Raw genomic sequence first — 18287 nt, 5'->3', positions numbered from 1 at the left:
AAGAGAGCAGATTGAAATTTATAACAAACTTCAATTAGCTCTCTTTTTTAATACATATTAATTCTATATCAATTAGATATTTTGATGTAAATACGCATCTTTCAAGTAACCAATCACACCATTTTCATTATCCAATGGATTATTATTAATTCGTTTGAAATTAACCACATTATTACTACTAATATGGTATAAAATCATATCATTATCTGTGAGTTGGTCTTTTTGATCAATTGGTAACTCCAATATATTATGTTGTGTAATAAATCTATTGAACCAGTGCGCTGTAAAGTGCCAATCAAATAATATGTGATTACGTATTGGCCCATCTAAGTTTGTTCGTGCATGTTCATCACTAAATGAAACTGGCATAATGTCCACATTGTTCAAACCAAATTCTGGAACAAGTTCATTAAATGCTAAACTGTTAAACACAAATGATTGTGTCATAAGCAGACATTTATTATATCTTGTCATATCCGCATAAATGCGATCACTACTCGATAATAAATTACCTTCAAACACTTCAAAATCCAAATCTTTTGCACGTTGAGACGTATTATCGAAAAGATTAAAAGTCATGACAGGTATATTATGTTCTCTTAGTTTAGCTCCTAAATGAAATGAAAATTCACTTTCCCCTACTATGATAACGCCAGGTGGTTCATTACTAGATAAATGCATTACTTTACTTAACGGTAAAAAGCTAAATCCATAAATCACCACTGTTACAAATACTAAACCAAATGTAACAGGTGTAATATATTCTGCCAATGGCGTATTTTTTTCAACAAACAATCCCGCAAAAAATTGTGCTACGGTCAACACTACAATACCGCGAGGTGCCATTAAAGAGACCATGGCTCTTTCACGTTTTGAAATTTCTGTATTGATGGTCGCCAATAATACTGAAATTGGTCTTACTAAAATAATCATTACCGCACAGAATATAAAGAGCTTCCACGAAATAACATTTTTCAATACATCCAATGTAAGAGATGAAGTAATCAATATAAACACTGTAGAAATCATGATTGATGATGTATTTTCAATAAAATGATCCGATTCTTTAAAGATTAAATCATGGCGCTTCATTCGAGCCATCATTAAACCAAATATAGTAACTGCCAATAAACCGGATTCAGGTAAAAACTCATCACATATTGCGAAGATTAATAAGATAAATACTAATTGCACCGGCGGCATTAGATTTTGTGGTATTAGGTCTCTTTTGATTAACCACATAAACAAATACGATGCTGCAAATCCAATTACAATTGCAATAACTAATCTAAAAATAAAACTGAATAATATTGGTAAATTAAATCCTTGTTCCATAATTTCAAATACATAAAACGCACCCAATGCTAGCATTGGACCTATTGGATCTAAAATGATACTTTCCCATCTCAAAATTGAATCTACACTTTTGCGTACCTTGGCCTGTTTTAACAATGGTTGTATCACCGTTGGACCTGTAATTAAAAACAATCCACCTAAAACTAAAGAAATCGACAGTGAAAATCCTAGCACAAAATGTAGTGCAATAGAACCAAGTATCCAAGCGATGACCGCACCAACAGTAATAATTCGTACCACTGCTTTCGAGATACCTTTAAGTTCTCTAAAATCTAAATTACTACTTCCTTCAAATAGGATAATAGCTACCGCCAAAGAAACTAACGGACTAAATACCGATTCTCCCAAACTTTCTTGAGGATTTATCAACCCAAACACTGGACCTACTAATAGACCGACAATTGCCATTACAACAATAGAAGGCCACTTAATACGCGAGGCAAACCACTGGCTAAATATACCCAACGCTAAAAATATGACAATCACTAACATTAATGGCAAATTTAATAAAGACACATTTACTCCCTCTCTCTATTTTTAATTTAAAACATCTTCAATAATGCAATAAAACACCTTCAATTTCCCCATAAAATGCATTAAGAAAATATCCTACCAAAAATTTTCATTCAACGCATTTAAAGAACCTTCATTATCTACCCGTAACTTCAAATTTTATTCAAATGGTTGATGCGACACTGATGTAATCAATATTCCAAATAGGTATATATTCAATTGACAATGCCTGAACTCAAATCAAAATTACCAATTCCGTCACAATTATATTAATAGCGTACAACTTATCATTTGATTGTTACCACTATGCTATCTTTTCCAAACTCTTTTCATATTGATTACAATCAATTTTTTAGACCTTTACAATGCGTTTTCATAATTCTATAATTATTATGAAAAATTTTATATAAATTAAGCAATAAATAAAGAAATGAGATGACTGTATTGAAGTTATGAAAGTATATCAATCAAACCTTTCACAAAAATTGTTTCACATACATCATTTTACTTTTACTTTCATTGATAGTGGGTAATTCAACCCCAAGTTCGATTTTCAATCACTAAAATAGAAAGCGAAGAAAGGTGAACTATTGTGAATCAAAATATTAAGTATAAACAATTTATCCTACCTGTATTGGTCGGTATTATCATTTGGTTGATTACCCCATTCCGACCGGATGGTGTAGATGCAACAGCATGGCATATGTTTGCTATATTTGTAGCGACAATCATTGGTTGTATCACACAACCCTTACCTATTGGCGCAGTTGCAATTATTGGGTTTTCTTTAACTGTATTAACTAACACGGTCAAAATAGATACCGCTGTTGCTGGATTTGGTAATAGTAGTATTTGGCTAATTGCTATGGCTTTCTTTATCTCTAGAGGCTTTGTTAAAACAGGTTTAGGTCGTCGTATTGCATTACAATTCGTAAAGTTATTTGGTAAGAAAACTTTAGGTTTGGGCTATTCTTTAATTGGTGTTGATTTAATTTTAGCTCCTGCAACACCAAGTAATACAGCAAGAGCAGGTGGAATCATGTTTCCGATTATCAATGCCCTGTCTCGATCCTTTGGATCAAAACCTGAAGATGGCACACAACGTAAAATGGGCTCATTTTTAATATTTACAGAATTTCATGGAAACTTGATTACTGCAGCAATGTTCTTAACTGCTATGGCAGGTAATCCACTTGCTCAATCGCTAGCGAAACACCAAGGTGTAACAATTTCATGGATGAGTTGGTTCCTAGCTGCGCTTGTTCCAGGACTCATTTCATTAATATTAGTTCCACTTATTATTTATAAATTATATCCACCAGAAATTAAAGAAACACCAAATGCAAAATCATGGGCTCAAAATGAATTAGAAGAAATGGGTGTTATGAGCAAAAGTGAAAAATTCATGATAGGTATTTTTCTTATAGCACTTATCTTATGGATTTTAGGTAGCGTCATACATATTGATGCAACACTAACAGCATTTATCGCTCTATCTTTATTACTTATTACTGGTGTACTAGCTTGGTCTGATATCTTAAATGAGACAGGTGCTTGGAATACTTTAGTTTGGTTCTCTATCTTAGTTATGATGGCAAATCAATTAAATGAACTTGGCTTTATTCCATGGTTAAGCAAGTCGATTTCTGGTAGCTTAGGTGGATTAAGTTGGCCAATTGTGCTAATCATCTTAGTCCTATTCTATTTCTACTCACACTATTTATTCGCAAGTTCAACTGCGCATGTTAGTGCTATGTACTCTGCATTACTCGGTGTAGCAATTGCCACTGGAGCACCTCCGTTATTTAGTGCATTGATGTTAGGGTTCTTTGGAAACTTAATGGCGTCAACAACACATTATAGCAGTGGTCCTGCACCAATCTTGTATTCTGCAGGCTATGTTACACAAAATCGCTGGTGGACTATGAATGCAATTTTGGCCATCTTTTATTTTATCGTTTGGCTTGGTATCGGATCATTATGGATGAAAATCATCGGTTTAATGTAAATGTTGCCTTATTTTTAAATTAATCCTAAAGTCTCATTATTCATGAGAAAGTAATAGGAATTTAAAGTGTCTGGGACATAAACATCTCTAACTAAAGAATAAACGTCAATTTCAATTGGTAGTGTAATTTGAGTCATGGTACCTCGTTAATTTAGTTTAGTAGTGTTTATTAAATTATACGAAAAGGCCTTATTTTTTGAATAATAAACTATATATTGTACCGATTTTGTACCGTGCTGACGCCTAGGGGAATCGTATGAGTGAGAGACTACAGGCTCGAACCATACCCCAGGCAAGCATGCACGGTCAAAATCGTAAGATTTTAAATAAAAAGAGGGTTAATCCATAAAGGATTAACCCTCTTTTTATGAGATTGGTATTTATGTCCCAGACACTTTCTACCTTATTTATAAATTATTAGACCAAGTTGCTGTCGATTCAATTGCTGCATATCTTGTTAATATCTGCTCAAGTAAAAATTGATGCTTAGCTTGATCATTATCTGTGACTGCATCTTTTAATAATGTGATTTTATAATCTTTATCTGCTGCTTCAACTGCTGTTGATAATACGACACCACTCGTACTGACACCTGACAATACAATATGCTCAATATTCATATCACGTAGCAACACTTCCAAATTACTACCCGTAAAAGCACTTAATCGATGCTTTACGACAACAGGGTCCGTTGATTGTAATTGTAATTCATCAATGATTTGTGTAGATGAATCCGACTTAGACATCGGTTGACCACTCGCCTTAAATTGTGAAAACATTTTATTATTCTCAGAAACTTCTAGGTAATCACCTGTAAATGCGACTCTAACGAAAATAACTGGAACGTTATGAGCGCGTGCAGCAGCTATTGCCTGTTGATTCGCTTTAATTACCGCTTCATTTTGCTCTATACCGTTCACAATTCCATTTTGCATATCCATTACAATTAATGCACTATTTTTTGTCATGTCATGTACTCCTTTAATTCAAACATATTTACTCTATATTAAACTATATCCAACTTAAAATAGAATTACGAAACTTTGAATTATATAGTAATAGCTAAATACCAAAAAAATTGCACAAACAACGCATCTACTATACTTAGATGCTGTTTGTGCAACTTCACTAGCTATTTAACTTTGCATAATTACTTTCTGACCAGCTATAACACCTGTTTGTGTTAGTTCGTGACTGTTCACCCATACTTCAGTAACATCTGCACCAGTTTGTTTAAATAATGATATAACATGTTTACTTGCTTCCATTGTTACAATTGGATCTCTTTCCCCCATTGAAAGCAACACTTTCATATGACTTAAATCTTTCTCATTCATTATATCTAATGGATATAATGGAGCATACAACAATGCTGCCTTAAATGATATCGATTCATTTAATATCATGCTAATTGCAATATTTGAACCATTTGAAAAACCAACCGGAATGGATTGTTCTACATCAAAATCATACTCTTTAGCGGCTTCTTTAATAAAATTAGCTAATCGCGTAGTTCTATATTTTAAATCTTCAACATCATATTGACCCTCGCCATGACGTTTAAAGAAACGATTCATACCATTTTCTGAAACTTCACCGCGAATACTCAATACATTATAATCTGCATTTAATGCTGAAGCTAACGGGATTAAATCATTTTCATCGCCACCAGTACCATGTAATAAAATGAACGTAGGTGCATTAGGCTTACCTTGTTTAAAAATATGTTCCATCCATATCATCTTCCCTTCAAATTAAGCTTATTTGTTAATCACATATTAAATTCGAATTGGTGGTAATTGGCGTAATAACGACTCTCTGTTATCTTCAAATTGTGGTGGAATCATTAATCGCTCACCTAATTTGTCAAACGGTTCATCGACTGTAAAACCTGGACCCTCAGTTGCAAATTCAAAGATAATACCACCAAGTTCACGCATATATATCGCTTTAAAGTAATTACGATCTTTCACTTCAGTAACATGATAACCTTTACCAATCATTTTTGCTTGCCATGCACTATGTGCTTTATCGTTTGGAACAGACCATGCAATATGATGTACAACACCCACACCGAAGCGAACACGATTTTCAGGTCCCTCTTTTTTTACCATGACATGATGACGCCAGTCACCTATAGTTGCTAAATGAATATATGCTGCATCTTCATCAATTTGTTCTAATCCCATATCATCTACTAAAGTTGAAGCTGTAGCTACTGGATTCTCAGTCAACATCGTCACACCATGGAAACCTATAATGTCGTTACCAGTTGATGCTTTATCATCTTCAACAAGAGCGAGTGATAAACCGTGCACGTCTTTAAATTGTATCGTTTCTTGCCCAAACAATGTTGTAACTTCAACTGTTATATCATGTCTTTTTAAATGACGCTCCCACACCTCTAGCTTACCCTTAGGTATTCTAAAAGCAATAGTACCAACTTGTCCTGTTCCGGAACGTCCTACATGTTCATTTGGCCAATTAAAGAATGTTAATATCGTACCATTATCTACATTATTATTTGAAAAATATAAATGATACGTACTCGGATCATCAAAATTCACTGTCTTTTTAATTAATTTCAAATTTAAAACATCTCTGTAAAATGCAATGTTTTCTTCTGGATTACCAACAATTGCTGAAATGTGATGAATATGTTGTATTGCTTCCATAGCCTACACTCCTCTTTGCGTTTCACTTTTTCTTTAGCGTTTAGTATTAAATGGTCTAATTTCTGATTCTATATAATCACGTTGGTTTTCTAAAAATGGTGGTAGTGATAGATTTTCTCCAAGTGTTTCATAAGGTTCGTCACCCATAAATCCAGGTCCATCAGTAGAAACTTCAATCAATATATGACCAATTCGAGCATATAATGCTTCAAAGTAAAATCGATCTACTAATCCTGAATTACCAATTCCCACTTCTTTATATTTTTGTTCCCATTGTGCAATTGCTTCATGGTCTTTCAATCTAAATGAAACATGATGAACTTCACCGTATCCTTGTACCGCTTCATTACTAGTTGTATCTTCTCTCAAGATAACTTGGCCACCATTACCACCATCTCCTACTTCTAATAAAGCGACATTTTGTTCTTCAACGATTGCTTTCATTCCGTATATTTGTTCTAATATTTTTTTGAAATCTTCAAAATAACTCACTGTAATTTCAATAGGTCCTAATCCATAAATTGCTTTATCAGTTGGTACTGGTCCGTTTAACCAAGGTTTGCCTGGAGCTACACCACTGTTATTTTCATCTGATACAAGTTGATATTTTTGTCCATCTGATTCTTCAAAAGGAAGGACTTTTTTATTAAATAAAGTTTGAATGCCTTCATGTTTCACACCATACTCATCAAAACGTTGTTCATAATAGCTTAATGCTGCATCATCTGGGACTCTAAAGGAAGGTCTTGTAATTGAATTTGTACCAGATTTGCCTTTCGGTATATTTGGAAAATCAAAGAATGTCATGTCTGTACCTGGTGAACCTTCATCGTCTGCAAAGAAAGTATGATACGTATATATATCATCTTGATTCACTGTTTTTTTAACAAGTCTCATTCCTAGTACATCAGTAAAAAATTTATAATTTCTTTCAGCATCATCTGTAATTGCTGTAACATGGTGGATTCCTAATAATTGATTGTTTGTCATAATTAAACACTCTCCTTGAATTTATCTCGATTTCGAAGTAATTTTATTTAAAATTTTAAGTGCTTTAATCCTCTGTAGATTGAGCACTTAATTTCTTTAACGCGCGTTGCAAGATTTCTAGTTCTTCGTCAGTTAATACTGAAAAGGTTGATGTGAGCGTTTCAGCATGTTCTGGAAAAATACTTGCCATCATTTTGTGACCTTGTTCCGTTATTACTGCTTTAGTAACACGTTTATCTTGTTGATCACGCCTTCTTTCAACATAGCCTTTCTCAACTAGCTTATCTACTACATAAGTGATACTACTACTTGCGATAAGTACACGCTCACCTATTTTCTGAATAGGTTGTTCACCTTTACTATATAGTAGTTCTAATACTGCAAATTCAGTAACATTTAAACCATAACGTTGAACATCTTTTCTTACAATCTGTTCTAAATGATCCGTTGTTCTATTTAATCCAATAAATGCATTTAATGACTCTGTCGTTCGTTCCATCACATCACCAACTTTCAATTTATTTCGATTTCGAGATAATTGTAACGCCGTTCCATATAGAAGTCAACAGTTTGAGTATAAAAAATATACTTATGTGCAATAATGGCTATTTGAAAGCCTTTATGCATACTATTTATTTTTTAAAATAAACAGTATAGTGATTTTGAAAATAAATTCTTTCGTTTTCATATCCTATATATGTGGTAGAAGTATATCGTGGAGGTGTCAATTTTGAATAAATTATTCGTAAATAATGAATTTATAGAAAGTCAATCACAAGACACAATGGACGTTATTAATCCGGCAACAGGTGAGAAAATAGATACAATCACTTTTGCCACACAAGAAGAAGTTAATGATGCTATAGAAAAATCTAAACAAGCACAATTAGAATGGGAAAAGGTACCTCAACCGAAACGTGCCGAACATGTTAAATTACTAATACCTTTATTGGAAAAACATAAAGACACCTTAGCTGAGTTATATGTTAAAGAACAAGGTAAAACATTAGCATCTGCTAAAGGAGAAATAGATAAAGCCATTCATTTTATTGATTATATGACTAGCCTAAGTTTTTCAAATAAAGGCGAAGTCTTACAAAACAGCAGAGAAAATGAAACCATATTGCTTACTAAAAAGCCTATTGGTGTAACAGCAGGAATTGTACCATGGAATGCACCCATACTAGTATTGATGAGAAAAATCATTCCTGCCGTAATTACTGGTTGTTCAGCTGTTATAAAACCAAGTGAAGAAACAACCTTAATTACACTTAAACTTGCTGAATTGTTACGTGATTCTACAATTCCAGCAGGGTTAATTCAAATTGTACCGGGCACTGGTCAAACAGTCGGAACACAGTTGTCTCAACACCCTGACATCCAACTTATTTCTCTAACAGGTAGTATGAAAGCCGGTAAATCCGTTTACGCAGAAAGTGCCAATACAGTTAAGAAAGTCAATTTAGAACTTGGTGGTAATGCACCTGTCTTAGTCACTGAACACGCCGATATTGATAAAGCAGTAAATTATGTTGTAACTGCTAGAATCAATAATGCAGGACAAGTTTGTACCTGCCCTGAACGGGTTTTTGTGCACAAAGAAGTACACGAAGCATTTGTATCTAAACTTAAATCTAAAATGGAACAATTAACTGTTGGAGACCCATTTGATGATAATACTGACTATGGTGCAATTATTAACCAACAACAATTAGACAGTATTGATGAAAAAGTGAAAAGTGCAGTTAATAATGGGGCTACGTTAGTGACTGGTGGTAATAAAATCAATAGCTCAGGGTTCTTTTATGAACCAACAATATTAGATAATATTCAAACTACTGACACTGCATTTAAAGAAGAAATATTTGGTCCTGTTATTCCAATTATTGAATATGAAGATTTCGACAAAGCAATTGCAGAAGCAAACAACACTAATGCTGGCTTATCATCATATATCTTCTCAGAAAACTTAAAGCAAATTATGCAAGCAACTGAAGAATTAAAATTCGGTGAAGTTTACGCTAATTGTGAAGCTGAGGAAGTCGTTAATGGTTATCATGCTGGCTGGAGAGAATCTGGTCTAGGTGGAGCTGATGGTATTCATGGTTTCGAAGAGTACTACAATACAACTGTTTCATATATTAGATATGATTAGCAAGCATAATAACATAACTCTGAGCTTTTCCATATATGGATAAGTTCAGAGTTACTTTTTTATATGAAATCAGACCAAGTAGAAAAAGTCTACTTGGTCTGATTAATTAATATATTCTAAATTTTATTTATTCAAAGCTTTGTCTAGTGCTTTAATATTCTTTTTCATTAATGATTGATAAGAAATATCTTTTTTCTGTTTATCTTCTTTAGTTAATGTAGCCATATTGTGGAAACTTACTGGTGTCGTGTTTGTTTCTTTCTTAATAACATCCGTCACCTTAGATGAAATGTTTTGTTCATATAAGACATAGGGCTGCTTTGTATCTTTGATATTATTAACGATTTTCATTAATTGTTTTTGCGTAGGTTCTTCATTGTTCATTCCTGTTACACCTTCTTGTTTAAAGCCATAACGTTTCGCTAAATAACCAATTGAATCATGTGAGATTACAACAGTATCTCTTTTTGGATTCTTAGTAATCGTTTTTAATTGTGAATCAACATTTTCGATATCTTTAGTTACTTTTTTATAATTACTTTCATAATATTTTTTATGTTTTGGATCTTTTTTAATTAAAGTTTCCTTGATTTCTTTAGCAAATTTTTTATCTAGCACTGGATCTAACCATACGTGGGGGTCTTTGCTACCTTCTGCATGCTCATGTTCATCATGTGATTCACCTTCATGCTCATGTTCGTGTTCTTCTCCCGCAAGAACATCATTCTTGTTTAATTTATCTGCTAAAGGTAATTTTAAGTCTTTATTATTAATCGACTTAGCAATTTTTTTTGCTACTGGATCCATTTCATCACTGGAATAGATAAATAAATCGCCCTTCGAAATTTTTATCATATCCTTTTGAGTAGGTTCGAATGAGTGAATATCTGCACCAGCTGGGTAAATTGATTTTACATCAACATATTTACCACCCATTTGTTCTGTTAAATTTTGAAAAGCATATGCAGTAGTATAAATTTCTAATTTATTCTTACTGCTTACATCTTTTTTCTTATCTTTATCAAGATTGCCACAAGCACTTAATAACATTACTAAGGCAATAAGCACTATATATTTCAAACTTTTCTGCAAAGCACACGCCTCCAAATCGAAATTATTACGTTCAAACTATAAACTTATTTTCTAGATATTTCAATGACTATTTTTAATTTCTTAAAATTTTTCAAAATACTTACTTTAAATCTTCTAATTAAAACAAATTGTTTATCAAACATCAAAACGTGCTATTTATTAAATATAAACTTATTTGAGGAGGATAAAAATGGCTGAAATTAAACAAGGCACTAATAAATTCTATATCGGTAATGATGAAAATAACCCTCAAGCAGAAATCACGTTCAATAAAGTAGATGACAAGCAAATTGACATTAATCATACAGGTGTACCTGACGAAATGGGCGGACAAGGTATAGGTTCTAAGTTGGTAGAAAGCGTTGTGGAATATGCTCGTGAAAATGATTTAAGCATTGTAGCCTCTTGTCCCTTCGCAAAAAACGTCATTGAAAAACATTTAGAGTATCAAGATGTATACGCAGGTTAATTAATTTATTTGCATTAAAAAGGAGGTCGAGATTTATTTCTCGGCCTCCTTTACTTGTTATTAAAATTAACCATAAATCTTCGCTAATAAATCAATCACTTTTAATAATAATGGCATAGCTGTATCAGTCATTTGATTACCTCCCCTTATTAAAAAAATAAACCGCCTAGTTATAGTTATAAATAGTCTACATATACTATGTAATTTTTGAATTTGTGGCATTATAATCTAAGCATTTAAAATATAAATCCTAATATTATAAAAGTTATAAATTCATAAAAACCATATACTATAAATAGGATGTCGATAATTACATTCCCTAAGCATTTCCTTTTAATCTTATTTTTTAAAAAAATTATTTTATTTACAATGAAGTTACTTCGTTGTAATCTTTATTTCCTTCGGCTTAATAATATTAAGCCTTTTCCAACATAAACACATTCTAATTAGACTGTTTTCTTTGATTTTCTTGGTATTCATAAAATGCTTGAAATAATAAAATGAGCATTGCTGGATGATATGTTTCATTTACAATGGCAATGTCATGTTGCGATGCAATTTTAAAGCGTTCCGACTTAGTTTGCATAATTTCACTATTTCCTTCAATAACTTTTACACTACGAGAAATAAATCCAGATTGAAACTTTAATACGTCACCCTTGCTACCTTCAAATAGCATTGTTGGCTTCATTCCAAATTTTGTGCGGAACATTCCAATCACATTACCATTTTTCTCTACTTGCCATACCGTTTTAAACGGTGTTTTTATTGTTCCACTAACTGTTTTTTCTTGAATTATACGATACGTATCTTGTCCATCCGTGATTTCATAATTATGTTTCTGATGTCCAAACAATGAAAATGCCTCTTGTGTTGTTGATGTGTAAAATAATCTAAGTGAGAATACAGCGTTTTCTTGTTCATCATATACATCAATTGCAGATTTAGAAGCACTAAAAAAGTTTTCTTTAAAATAATAATGTTTCATAGTACAACTCCCTATCCCCTTATTTATAATACAATTATAAATAGAAAGTTCTATATTTTGAAATATATTGCGTTTCTATCATTGACCTAATATACTTTTTATACTAAAATCAACATGTAATAAATTTAAATACAAGATACTTTTAGGAGGCTAATATGTCTTTTCATGATGAACATGCGACACAAGTAACGAATATAACGTTAAATGTAAAAGATTTAGAAACTATGATTCACTTTTACCAAACAACTTTAGGATTTAGTCCTATAGATGAATCATCAACTTCAATTACTTTTAAAGTTGGAGATGGTGGTCACACACTAACTTTAAATGAACTTTCCAACGGCCGACAACCTAGTCTACGAGAAAGCGGCCTATTTCATATAGCTTATCTATTACCAAGTAGAAGTGATTTAGCAGATTTTTTATATCACGTCACACAATTAGGTATTCAAGTCGGCGGTGGAGATCATCTTGTGAGTGAAGCACTATACTTTAACGATCCTGAAGGCAATGGCATTGAAATTTATCAAGATAGAGATGCTAAAGTATGGCAATGGGAAGACGAAAAAGTAAAAATGGATACACTTGCCGTAGATGTGAACACATTGCTCACTCATCAATCTCAAGAAGGTTGGCGTGGTCTTCCAAGTGGTGCGAAAATTGGTCACTTACACTTGAAAACGATAGATATCAATAAAGCATATCAATTTTATGTAGAACAACTCGGCTTAGAACTTGTTTCTACATTACCGAATGCTTTATTTATGTCTACAAATCACTATCATCACCATATAGCAGCTAATACTTGGCAATCAAGTATATTACGAACAGAGAATAATAACACACTTGGACTTACCAGTATTGACTTGTATAAACCGAACACAGATCATACTAGATTATTATCTCCAGAAGGCTTTAACATTACGATTCATAGTGATAAATCAACAGTTCCAGAATAAAAAATTTATTCAAAAAATTGTTTCAGATATAAAGTTCTTGGACAGTATAAGAAGGTTTTTGATTTTATGATAACCACTAATAGTATAAGTTAAGGCATATTTTAAATTTTACACATAAGGCACCTCGTTAATTTAGTTTAGTAGTGTTTATTAAATTATACGAAAAGGCATTATTTTTTTAGCGTTTCAGTGTAAAATTATATATTAATACGATGAATTTAGGGAGACGCTTGAGAGAATAGGACAAGATGAAGACTACAGTCTGAAGCTGTCCTCTAAGAAAGCGATCTAATAATATGAAGCATTGAATAAAAAGAAGCGCTCAGATAAATTAATTTATCTGAGCATTATTTTTCTAGTGCTTATGTCCCAAATTTTTTTGAATCTCAATTTATATCATTTTCTTGTAAATATTTCATCTTCATCAACATAGACACATATAATAATTCTGATATTCAATAATATAAATAAATAAAGCAAATTACTTTGACATAACATAATATTACATCTTATATTTAATATATAAATTAATTAGAACATGTTAAATAAGTCTGGGGTGATTTACTTTATGAAAATCACAAAAATTTTAAATAATAATGTAGTTATATCGAAAATCAATCACGAAGAACGCATTATTATGGGAAAAGGCATTGCATTTGGGAAATGTAATGGTGATTTGATTGAGAAGGATAATATCGAGAAGGTTTTCCGTTTAACTAGTGTTGAACAAGAACGTATGTTGCAGTTACTAAAGGAAATTAATCAAGATGTCTTAATTACAACTCAGGAAATTATCACTGCTGCAAATCAACTATATGAGACACCTGTTGCAGAATCTGTATATATCGCTTTAACTGATCATATTGATTATGCAATAAAGCGTACTCAGGAAGGACATTTAATTAAAAATCCTTTACTTTATGAAATACAAAAGTTATATCCTAATGAATTTAAATTAGGAGTGAATGCTATCAATTCAATAAAAAGTAAATTTGGTGTTCAATTACCTAAAGACGAGGCAGGATTTATTGCAATGCATATTGTGAATTCTAGTCTCGATGAAGAAATTGGAACAATCTATGAAATAACTAAAATAACTAAAAACATCATAGATATTGTGAGATATCACTTTAATCTGCATATTACTGAAGATGAGTTAAATTATTCTAGATTTATGACTCACCTTAAATTTTTTAGTCAACGGTTATTAAACAATGAATCATTAAATGAAGTAACTGATGAAAGTTTATTAAAGTCACTACAACAAAAACATGTAAATTCAGATCAATGTGTCGACAAAATTTCAGATTTTTTAAGAAAGAACTATAAACATGTATTGTCAATTGATGAGAGAGTTTATCTTATTTTGCATATTGCAAGATTATTAAAATAAGAATGTAAGCGTTGACATTAATGTGGTTAAGCGCTATACTTATCTCAAATTAATATTAATTGTTGCTTTTGGCGCTACACATTAGCGTTTGAGGTTGTAACTTTAAGTAGGCAAAACTCAGAGTATAAACATGATGAATGTCCATTCATTGCTGTTTTATTCTGAGTTTTTTTGTTTTCTTTTTGAAGCTAGTAAAAAATAAAATGTGGCCACATTATTTCACTAGTAGTAACTTATTATTTTGAAGTTTATACAAAAAAACTGGGGTGGTTTTTTATGAAATACGAATCTCTGGCAAGAGATATTGTCCATAATGTTGGTGGTAGCGATAATATTTTATCTTTAACACATTGTATTACAAGATTGAGGTTTAAACTAAACGATGAATCTAAAGCAAATACGGAATTTCTTAAGTCACATGATGATATTGTCACAGTAATGAAATCTGGCGGGCAATATCAAGTTGTCATCGGTAATCACGTCCCAGACGTGTACGATGCTGTCAATCGCGTTGCGAACCTTCAAGACAGCGAAGGTGGTTCACAAGAGCAAGAAAGTTCTGGAAGTCTACTCAGTCGTTTTATTGATTTAGTATCAGGTATATTCCAACCTATTCTTGGTGTATTGGCTGCAGCTGGGATGATTAAAGGATTTTCAGCTTTATTTTTAGCATTGGGATGGATTACTGAAAAATCTGGGACATATCAAGTGTTATACGCTATTGGAGATGCCTTATTTTATTTCTTCCCTATATTTTTAGGATTAACTGCAGCCAAGAAATTTAATACCAATCCATTTTTAGGTATGGCAATTGGTGCTGCATTGGTATACCCTACCCTGGTTTCAGCGATGGAGTTAGGTGCAGAGGGTGCTAATACACTGTTTTCAGGCTCAATGTTTGAAGTTCAATCTAGTCTCACATTTGCTGGATTACCTATTATCTCTATGACTTATACGTCAAGTGTAATTCCAATTATTATAGCGGTATTTTTCGCATCAAAATTAGAGAAGAAATTAAAGAAAATTATTCCTGATGTCATTAAAACATTTTTCGTTCCATTTTTCACATTACTTATTATCGTACCTATTACATTTTTAGTAATTGGACCAATTTCTTCTTGGATAGCAAATTGGATAGGTTCTGGTGCATTAGCTATCTATAGTTTAAGTCCAATTTTAGCTGGTCTTTTACTAGGTGCCTTTTGGCAGATTTTTGTTATCTTTGGATTACATTGGGGCTTAGTAGCAATTATGATTAATAATGTTTCAACAACTGGTTATGACATCATTAATCCACTAATATTTGCTGCATCCTTTGCACAGACTGGTATTGTGTTTGGTATTTTCTTAAAAACTAAAAATAAAAAGTTAAAATCCATTTCACTACCCGCTGCAATATCAGGTATCTTTGGTGTAACAGAACCAGCAATTTATGGTATTACGTTACCAAGAAAGAAAATGTTTATCTATAGTTGTATTATTGCAGGTATCTTTGGAGGATTAATTGGATTTGCTGGAACAAAACTTTATTTCATGGGTGGATTAGGTATCTTCGGATATACAACATTTATTGGTAAAGCGGGACTAGATTCTTCGGTTTGGATAGGCGTATTAGCTACCGTATTAGCCTTGATTGTAGGTCTTATTGTTGGCTATATTGCACATTCAGACAAAAATGAACAGACTGAGAAAGTTAACGACAAGCAAGAATCAAGTATTAAAGAAACAACTCATACTATTAACGGTCAACTGGAATTACAGCAAATTGTTAAAGATGATTTCGTTAAATCACCATTATCTGGTGACATGATTAAACTAGAAAAAGTAAGTGATCCAGTTTTTTCATCTCTCGCTATGGGTAAAGGGATTGCCATTAAACCAACAATAGATACAATTTTCGCTCCATTTGATGCAACAGTAGAAAGTCTATTTCCTACTGGTCATGCAATCGGACTTAAATCTGAAAACGGGACAGAGCTACTCATTCACATAGGTATTGATACCGTGAAGTTAAATGGTAAAGGCTTTAAGCCATTAGTAAATCAAGGTGATGAAGTCATTGCCGGACAACCATTAATTGAATTTGACAGCCAGTTTATTCAAGAACAAAACTTTGACGATACCGTTATGATTGTAGTCACAAATTCAAATTTAAGCAAAGACGTTATTGTTGAAAATAAGGTTCATATCGATAAGCAAGATGATTTGTTATCTATTATTTATTAAATATGGAGGTTATTAAATGTCAATATTAAACAAAGATTTTTTATGGGGTGGCGCAATTGCTGCAAATCAAGTTGAAGGTGCGTATAAAACAGGTGGCAAAGGTTTAAGTTTAGTAGATTTATTGCCAGCTGGCGAAGATAGAAAGGAACCCCTTTTCAATCCAGCAAAGGCACTCAATCAGAATTTTGATTTTTACCCTAGTCACGAATCTATTGATTTTTATCATAAATATAAAGAAGATATTAAATTATTTGCTGAAATGGGTTTTAAAGCATTAAGAGTATCTATTTCATGGCCAAGGATTTTTCCTAATGGTGATGAGCGTGAACCAAATGAAGCTGGTCTTGCTTTCTATGATGAGCTATTCGATACTCTTGAGCAATATGGTATAGAACCTATTGTGACAATCAATCATTTTGATACACCTTACTACTTAGCAGAACAATATGGTGGTTGGTACAACAGAAAAACCGTCGACTACTTTGTAAACTATGCGACTGTGCTATTTAAGCGTTATAGTAAACGTGTTAAATATTGGATTACCCATAATGAAATCAATATGATTTTACACATTCCCTATATCGGTGGCGGCTTAATTATTAAGGATACTGATAATAAGGAACAAATCATGTATCAAGCTGCACATCATCAACTTGTTGCTTCTAGTTTGGCAACAAAGATAGCTAAAGAGATTGATCCGACAAACCAAATCGGCTGTATGTTGGCAGCTGGTGATGTATACCCTAATACCTGTAACCCAGTAGATATCATGGCTGCAGTTAAAAAAAATAGGGAGCAATATATTTTCATTGATGTACAAGCCCGTGGTGAATATCCTAGCTATAGTAAACGCCTTTTCGATGAACTTGGTGTTGATATCAATAAAGCAGTTGGTGACGAAGAATTATTAAAACAATATACTGTTGATTATATTTCCTTCTCATACTATTCAAGTAGACTTGAAAGTGGTGATTCTGAGGTAAACAAATATAAAGAATCGGGTAATGCTTTTGCTTCATTAAAAAATCCTTACTTAGAAGCTTCCAATTGGGGATGGCAAATTGATCCAGTTGGTTTACGCGTTACAATGAATCAAATTTATGACCGCTATCAAAAACCACTTTTCATCGTTGAAAATGGACTTGGTGAAATTGACGAACTGTCTGAAGATGGCGCAATTCACGATTCATACCGAATTAAGTATTTAAGTGAGCATTTAACACAGATGAAAGAAGCGGTCAAAGATGGTGTGCCATTGCTTGGTTATACATCATGGGGATGTATCGATATTGTGTCTGCTGGCAGTGGCGAAATGAAAAAGCGTTATGGCTATATTTTTGTAGACCGAGATAATCGTGGAAACGGATCATTAAAACGAATACGCAAAGACTCATTCTACTGGTATAAAAAAGTGATTAATTCAAACGGTGAAGATTTATCATATTAATAAACTGGAGGTAATA

Annotated in this window: 15 protein-coding genes; 7 read left to right on the top strand and 8 right to left on the bottom strand. The window is 32.6% G+C overall.

Annotated elements, in window-relative coordinates:
- Positions 1 to 72 precede the first annotated feature (72 nt).
- Positions 73 to 1848 (bottom strand): cation:proton antiporter, encoded by a 1776-nt coding sequence (locus tag MHZ36_RS02030; RefSeq protein WP_239229634.1) that lies wholly within the window; start codon positions 1846 to 1848, stop codon positions 73 to 75.
- Positions 1849 to 2461: 613 nt separating this feature from the next.
- Between MHZ36_RS02030 and MHZ36_RS02025 the strand changes: the two genes are divergently transcribed.
- The gene (locus MHZ36_RS02025; protein ID WP_239229281.1) at positions 2462 to 3877 is read left to right on the top strand and encodes an anion permease; all 1416 of its coding nucleotides are present in this window, start codon (positions 2462 to 2464) and stop codon (positions 3875 to 3877) included.
- A 407-nt stretch (positions 3878 to 4284) separates the two neighbouring features.
- Here the strand turns inward: MHZ36_RS02025 and MHZ36_RS02020 are convergent, their stop codons facing one another.
- From MHZ36_RS02020 to MHZ36_RS02000, 5 genes are all read right to left on the bottom strand, one after another.
- Positions 4285 to 4845 (bottom strand): cysteine hydrolase family protein, encoded by a 561-nt coding sequence (locus tag MHZ36_RS02020; protein ID WP_239229280.1) that lies wholly within the window; start codon positions 4843 to 4845, stop codon positions 4285 to 4287.
- Positions 4846 to 5013: 168 nt separating this feature from the next.
- Positions 5014 to 5610, bottom strand: coding sequence for a methylhydroquinone degradation carboxylesterase MhqD (mhqD, locus tag MHZ36_RS02015; RefSeq protein ID WP_239229279.1), 597 nt, complete (start codon positions 5608 to 5610; stop codon positions 5014 to 5016).
- A gap of 45 nt (positions 5611 to 5655) precedes the next feature.
- Positions 5656 to 6552: a VOC family protein gene (locus MHZ36_RS02010; RefSeq protein ID WP_239229278.1), complete on the bottom strand. Its 897-nt coding sequence runs from the start codon at positions 6550 to 6552 to the stop codon at positions 5656 to 5658.
- 33 nt (positions 6553 to 6585) lie between these two features.
- Positions 6586 to 7542, bottom strand: a complete 957-nt coding sequence (mhqE, locus tag MHZ36_RS02005) for a ring-cleaving dioxygenase MhqE (RefSeq protein WP_239229277.1) — start codon at positions 7540 to 7542, stop codon at positions 6586 to 6588.
- A 64-nt stretch (positions 7543 to 7606) separates the two neighbouring features.
- Complete coding sequence (locus MHZ36_RS02000; RefSeq protein ID WP_239229276.1) at positions 7607 to 8041, bottom strand: MarR family winged helix-turn-helix transcriptional regulator; 435 nt, start codon at positions 8039 to 8041, stop codon at positions 7607 to 7609.
- Positions 8042 to 8269: 228 nt separating this feature from the next.
- Here MHZ36_RS02000 and aldA point away from each other — a divergent pair, with 228 nt between their 5' ends.
- Positions 8270 to 9697: an aldehyde dehydrogenase gene (gene aldA, locus MHZ36_RS01995; RefSeq protein WP_239229633.1), complete on the top strand. Its 1428-nt coding sequence runs from the start codon at positions 8270 to 8272 to the stop codon at positions 9695 to 9697.
- Between the two features lie 123 nt (positions 9698 to 9820).
- On the opposite strand, the gene MHZ36_RS01990 is transcribed toward aldA, so the two are convergent.
- A complete protein-coding gene (locus tag MHZ36_RS01990; protein WP_239229275.1) occupies positions 9821 to 10789 on the bottom strand; it encodes a metal ABC transporter solute-binding protein, Zn/Mn family in 969 nt (322 codons plus the stop codon).
- Positions 10790 to 10979: 190 nt separating this feature from the next.
- Here MHZ36_RS01990 and MHZ36_RS01985 point away from each other — a divergent pair, with 190 nt between their 5' ends.
- Positions 10980 to 11258 carry a GNAT family N-acetyltransferase gene (locus tag MHZ36_RS01985; RefSeq protein ID WP_239229273.1) on the top strand — a complete coding sequence of 93 codons (279 nt, stop codon included), beginning with the start codon at positions 10980 to 10982 and terminating at the stop codon, positions 11256 to 11258.
- A gap of 442 nt (positions 11259 to 11700) precedes the next feature.
- Here the strand turns inward: MHZ36_RS01985 and MHZ36_RS01980 are convergent, their stop codons facing one another.
- Positions 11701 to 12246 carry a tubby C-terminal domain-like protein gene (locus MHZ36_RS01980; RefSeq protein ID WP_239229271.1) on the bottom strand — a complete coding sequence of 182 codons (546 nt, stop codon included), beginning with the start codon at positions 12244 to 12246 and terminating at the stop codon, positions 11701 to 11703.
- A gap of 155 nt (positions 12247 to 12401) precedes the next feature.
- Here MHZ36_RS01980 and MHZ36_RS01975 point away from each other — a divergent pair, with 155 nt between their 5' ends.
- The 4 genes from MHZ36_RS01975 (at position 12402) to MHZ36_RS01960 (ending at position 18271) form a co-directional block, all read left to right on the top strand.
- Positions 12402 to 13205, top strand: a complete 804-nt coding sequence (locus MHZ36_RS01975; RefSeq protein WP_239229270.1) for a VOC family protein — start codon at positions 12402 to 12404, stop codon at positions 13203 to 13205.
- A gap of 568 nt (positions 13206 to 13773) precedes the next feature.
- On the top strand, positions 13774 to 14598 hold the full coding sequence (licT, locus tag MHZ36_RS01970; protein WP_239229269.1) for a BglG family transcription antiterminator LicT: 825 nt from the start codon (positions 13774 to 13776) through the stop codon (positions 14596 to 14598).
- A 276-nt stretch (positions 14599 to 14874) separates the two neighbouring features.
- Entirely contained in the window at positions 14875 to 16824 is a 1950-nt protein-coding gene (locus MHZ36_RS01965; protein WP_239229268.1) for a beta-glucoside-specific PTS transporter subunit IIABC, read from the top strand.
- A 16-nt stretch (positions 16825 to 16840) separates the two neighbouring features.
- Positions 16841 to 18271, top strand: a complete 1431-nt coding sequence (locus MHZ36_RS01960; RefSeq protein ID WP_239229267.1) for a 6-phospho-beta-glucosidase — start codon at positions 16841 to 16843, stop codon at positions 18269 to 18271.
- Positions 18272 to 18287 lie beyond the last annotated feature (16 nt).

This window comes from Staphylococcus sp. ACRSN, assembly GCF_022346615.1.
Taxonomy (GTDB): Bacteria; Bacillota; Bacilli; order Staphylococcales; family Staphylococcaceae; genus Staphylococcus.
This window is presented reverse-complemented; position numbering and strand designations above follow the sequence as displayed.

Excerpts from the sequence above, each read along its gene's own strand:
- MHZ36_RS02030 (WP_239229634.1), bottom strand. The coding sequence starts at position 1,848 with ATGTTAGTGATTGTCATATTTTTAGCGTTGGGTATATTTAGCCAGTGG.
- MHZ36_RS02020 (WP_239229280.1), bottom strand. The coding sequence starts at position 4,845 with ATGACAAAAAATAGTGCATTAATTGTAATGGATATGCAAAATGGAATT.
- mhqD (WP_239229279.1), bottom strand. The coding sequence starts at position 5,610 with ATGGAACATATTTTTAAACAAGGTAAGCCTAATGCACCTACGTTCATT.
- MHZ36_RS02010 (WP_239229278.1), bottom strand. The coding sequence starts at position 6,552 with ATGGAAGCAATACAACATATTCATCACATTTCAGCAATTGTTGGTAAT.
- mhqE (WP_239229277.1), bottom strand. The coding sequence starts at position 7,542 with ATGACAAACAATCAATTATTAGGAATCCACCATGTTACAGCAATTACA.
- MHZ36_RS02000 (WP_239229276.1), bottom strand. The coding sequence starts at position 8,041 with ATGGAACGAACGACAGAGTCATTAAATGCATTTATTGGATTAAATAGA.
- MHZ36_RS01985 (WP_239229273.1), top strand. The coding sequence starts at position 10,980 with ATGGCTGAAATTAAACAAGGCACTAATAAATTCTATATCGGTAATGAT.
- MHZ36_RS01980 (WP_239229271.1), bottom strand. The coding sequence starts at position 12,246 with ATGAAACATTATTATTTTAAAGAAAACTTTTTTAGTGCTTCTAAATCT.
- MHZ36_RS01975 (WP_239229270.1), top strand. The coding sequence starts at position 12,402 with ATGTCTTTTCATGATGAACATGCGACACAAGTAACGAATATAACGTTA.
- licT (WP_239229269.1), top strand. The coding sequence starts at position 13,774 with ATGAAAATCACAAAAATTTTAAATAATAATGTAGTTATATCGAAAATC.
- MHZ36_RS01965 (WP_239229268.1), top strand. The coding sequence starts at position 14,875 with ATGAAATACGAATCTCTGGCAAGAGATATTGTCCATAATGTTGGTGGT.
- MHZ36_RS01960 (WP_239229267.1), top strand. The coding sequence starts at position 16,841 with ATGTCAATATTAAACAAAGATTTTTTATGGGGTGGCGCAATTGCTGCA.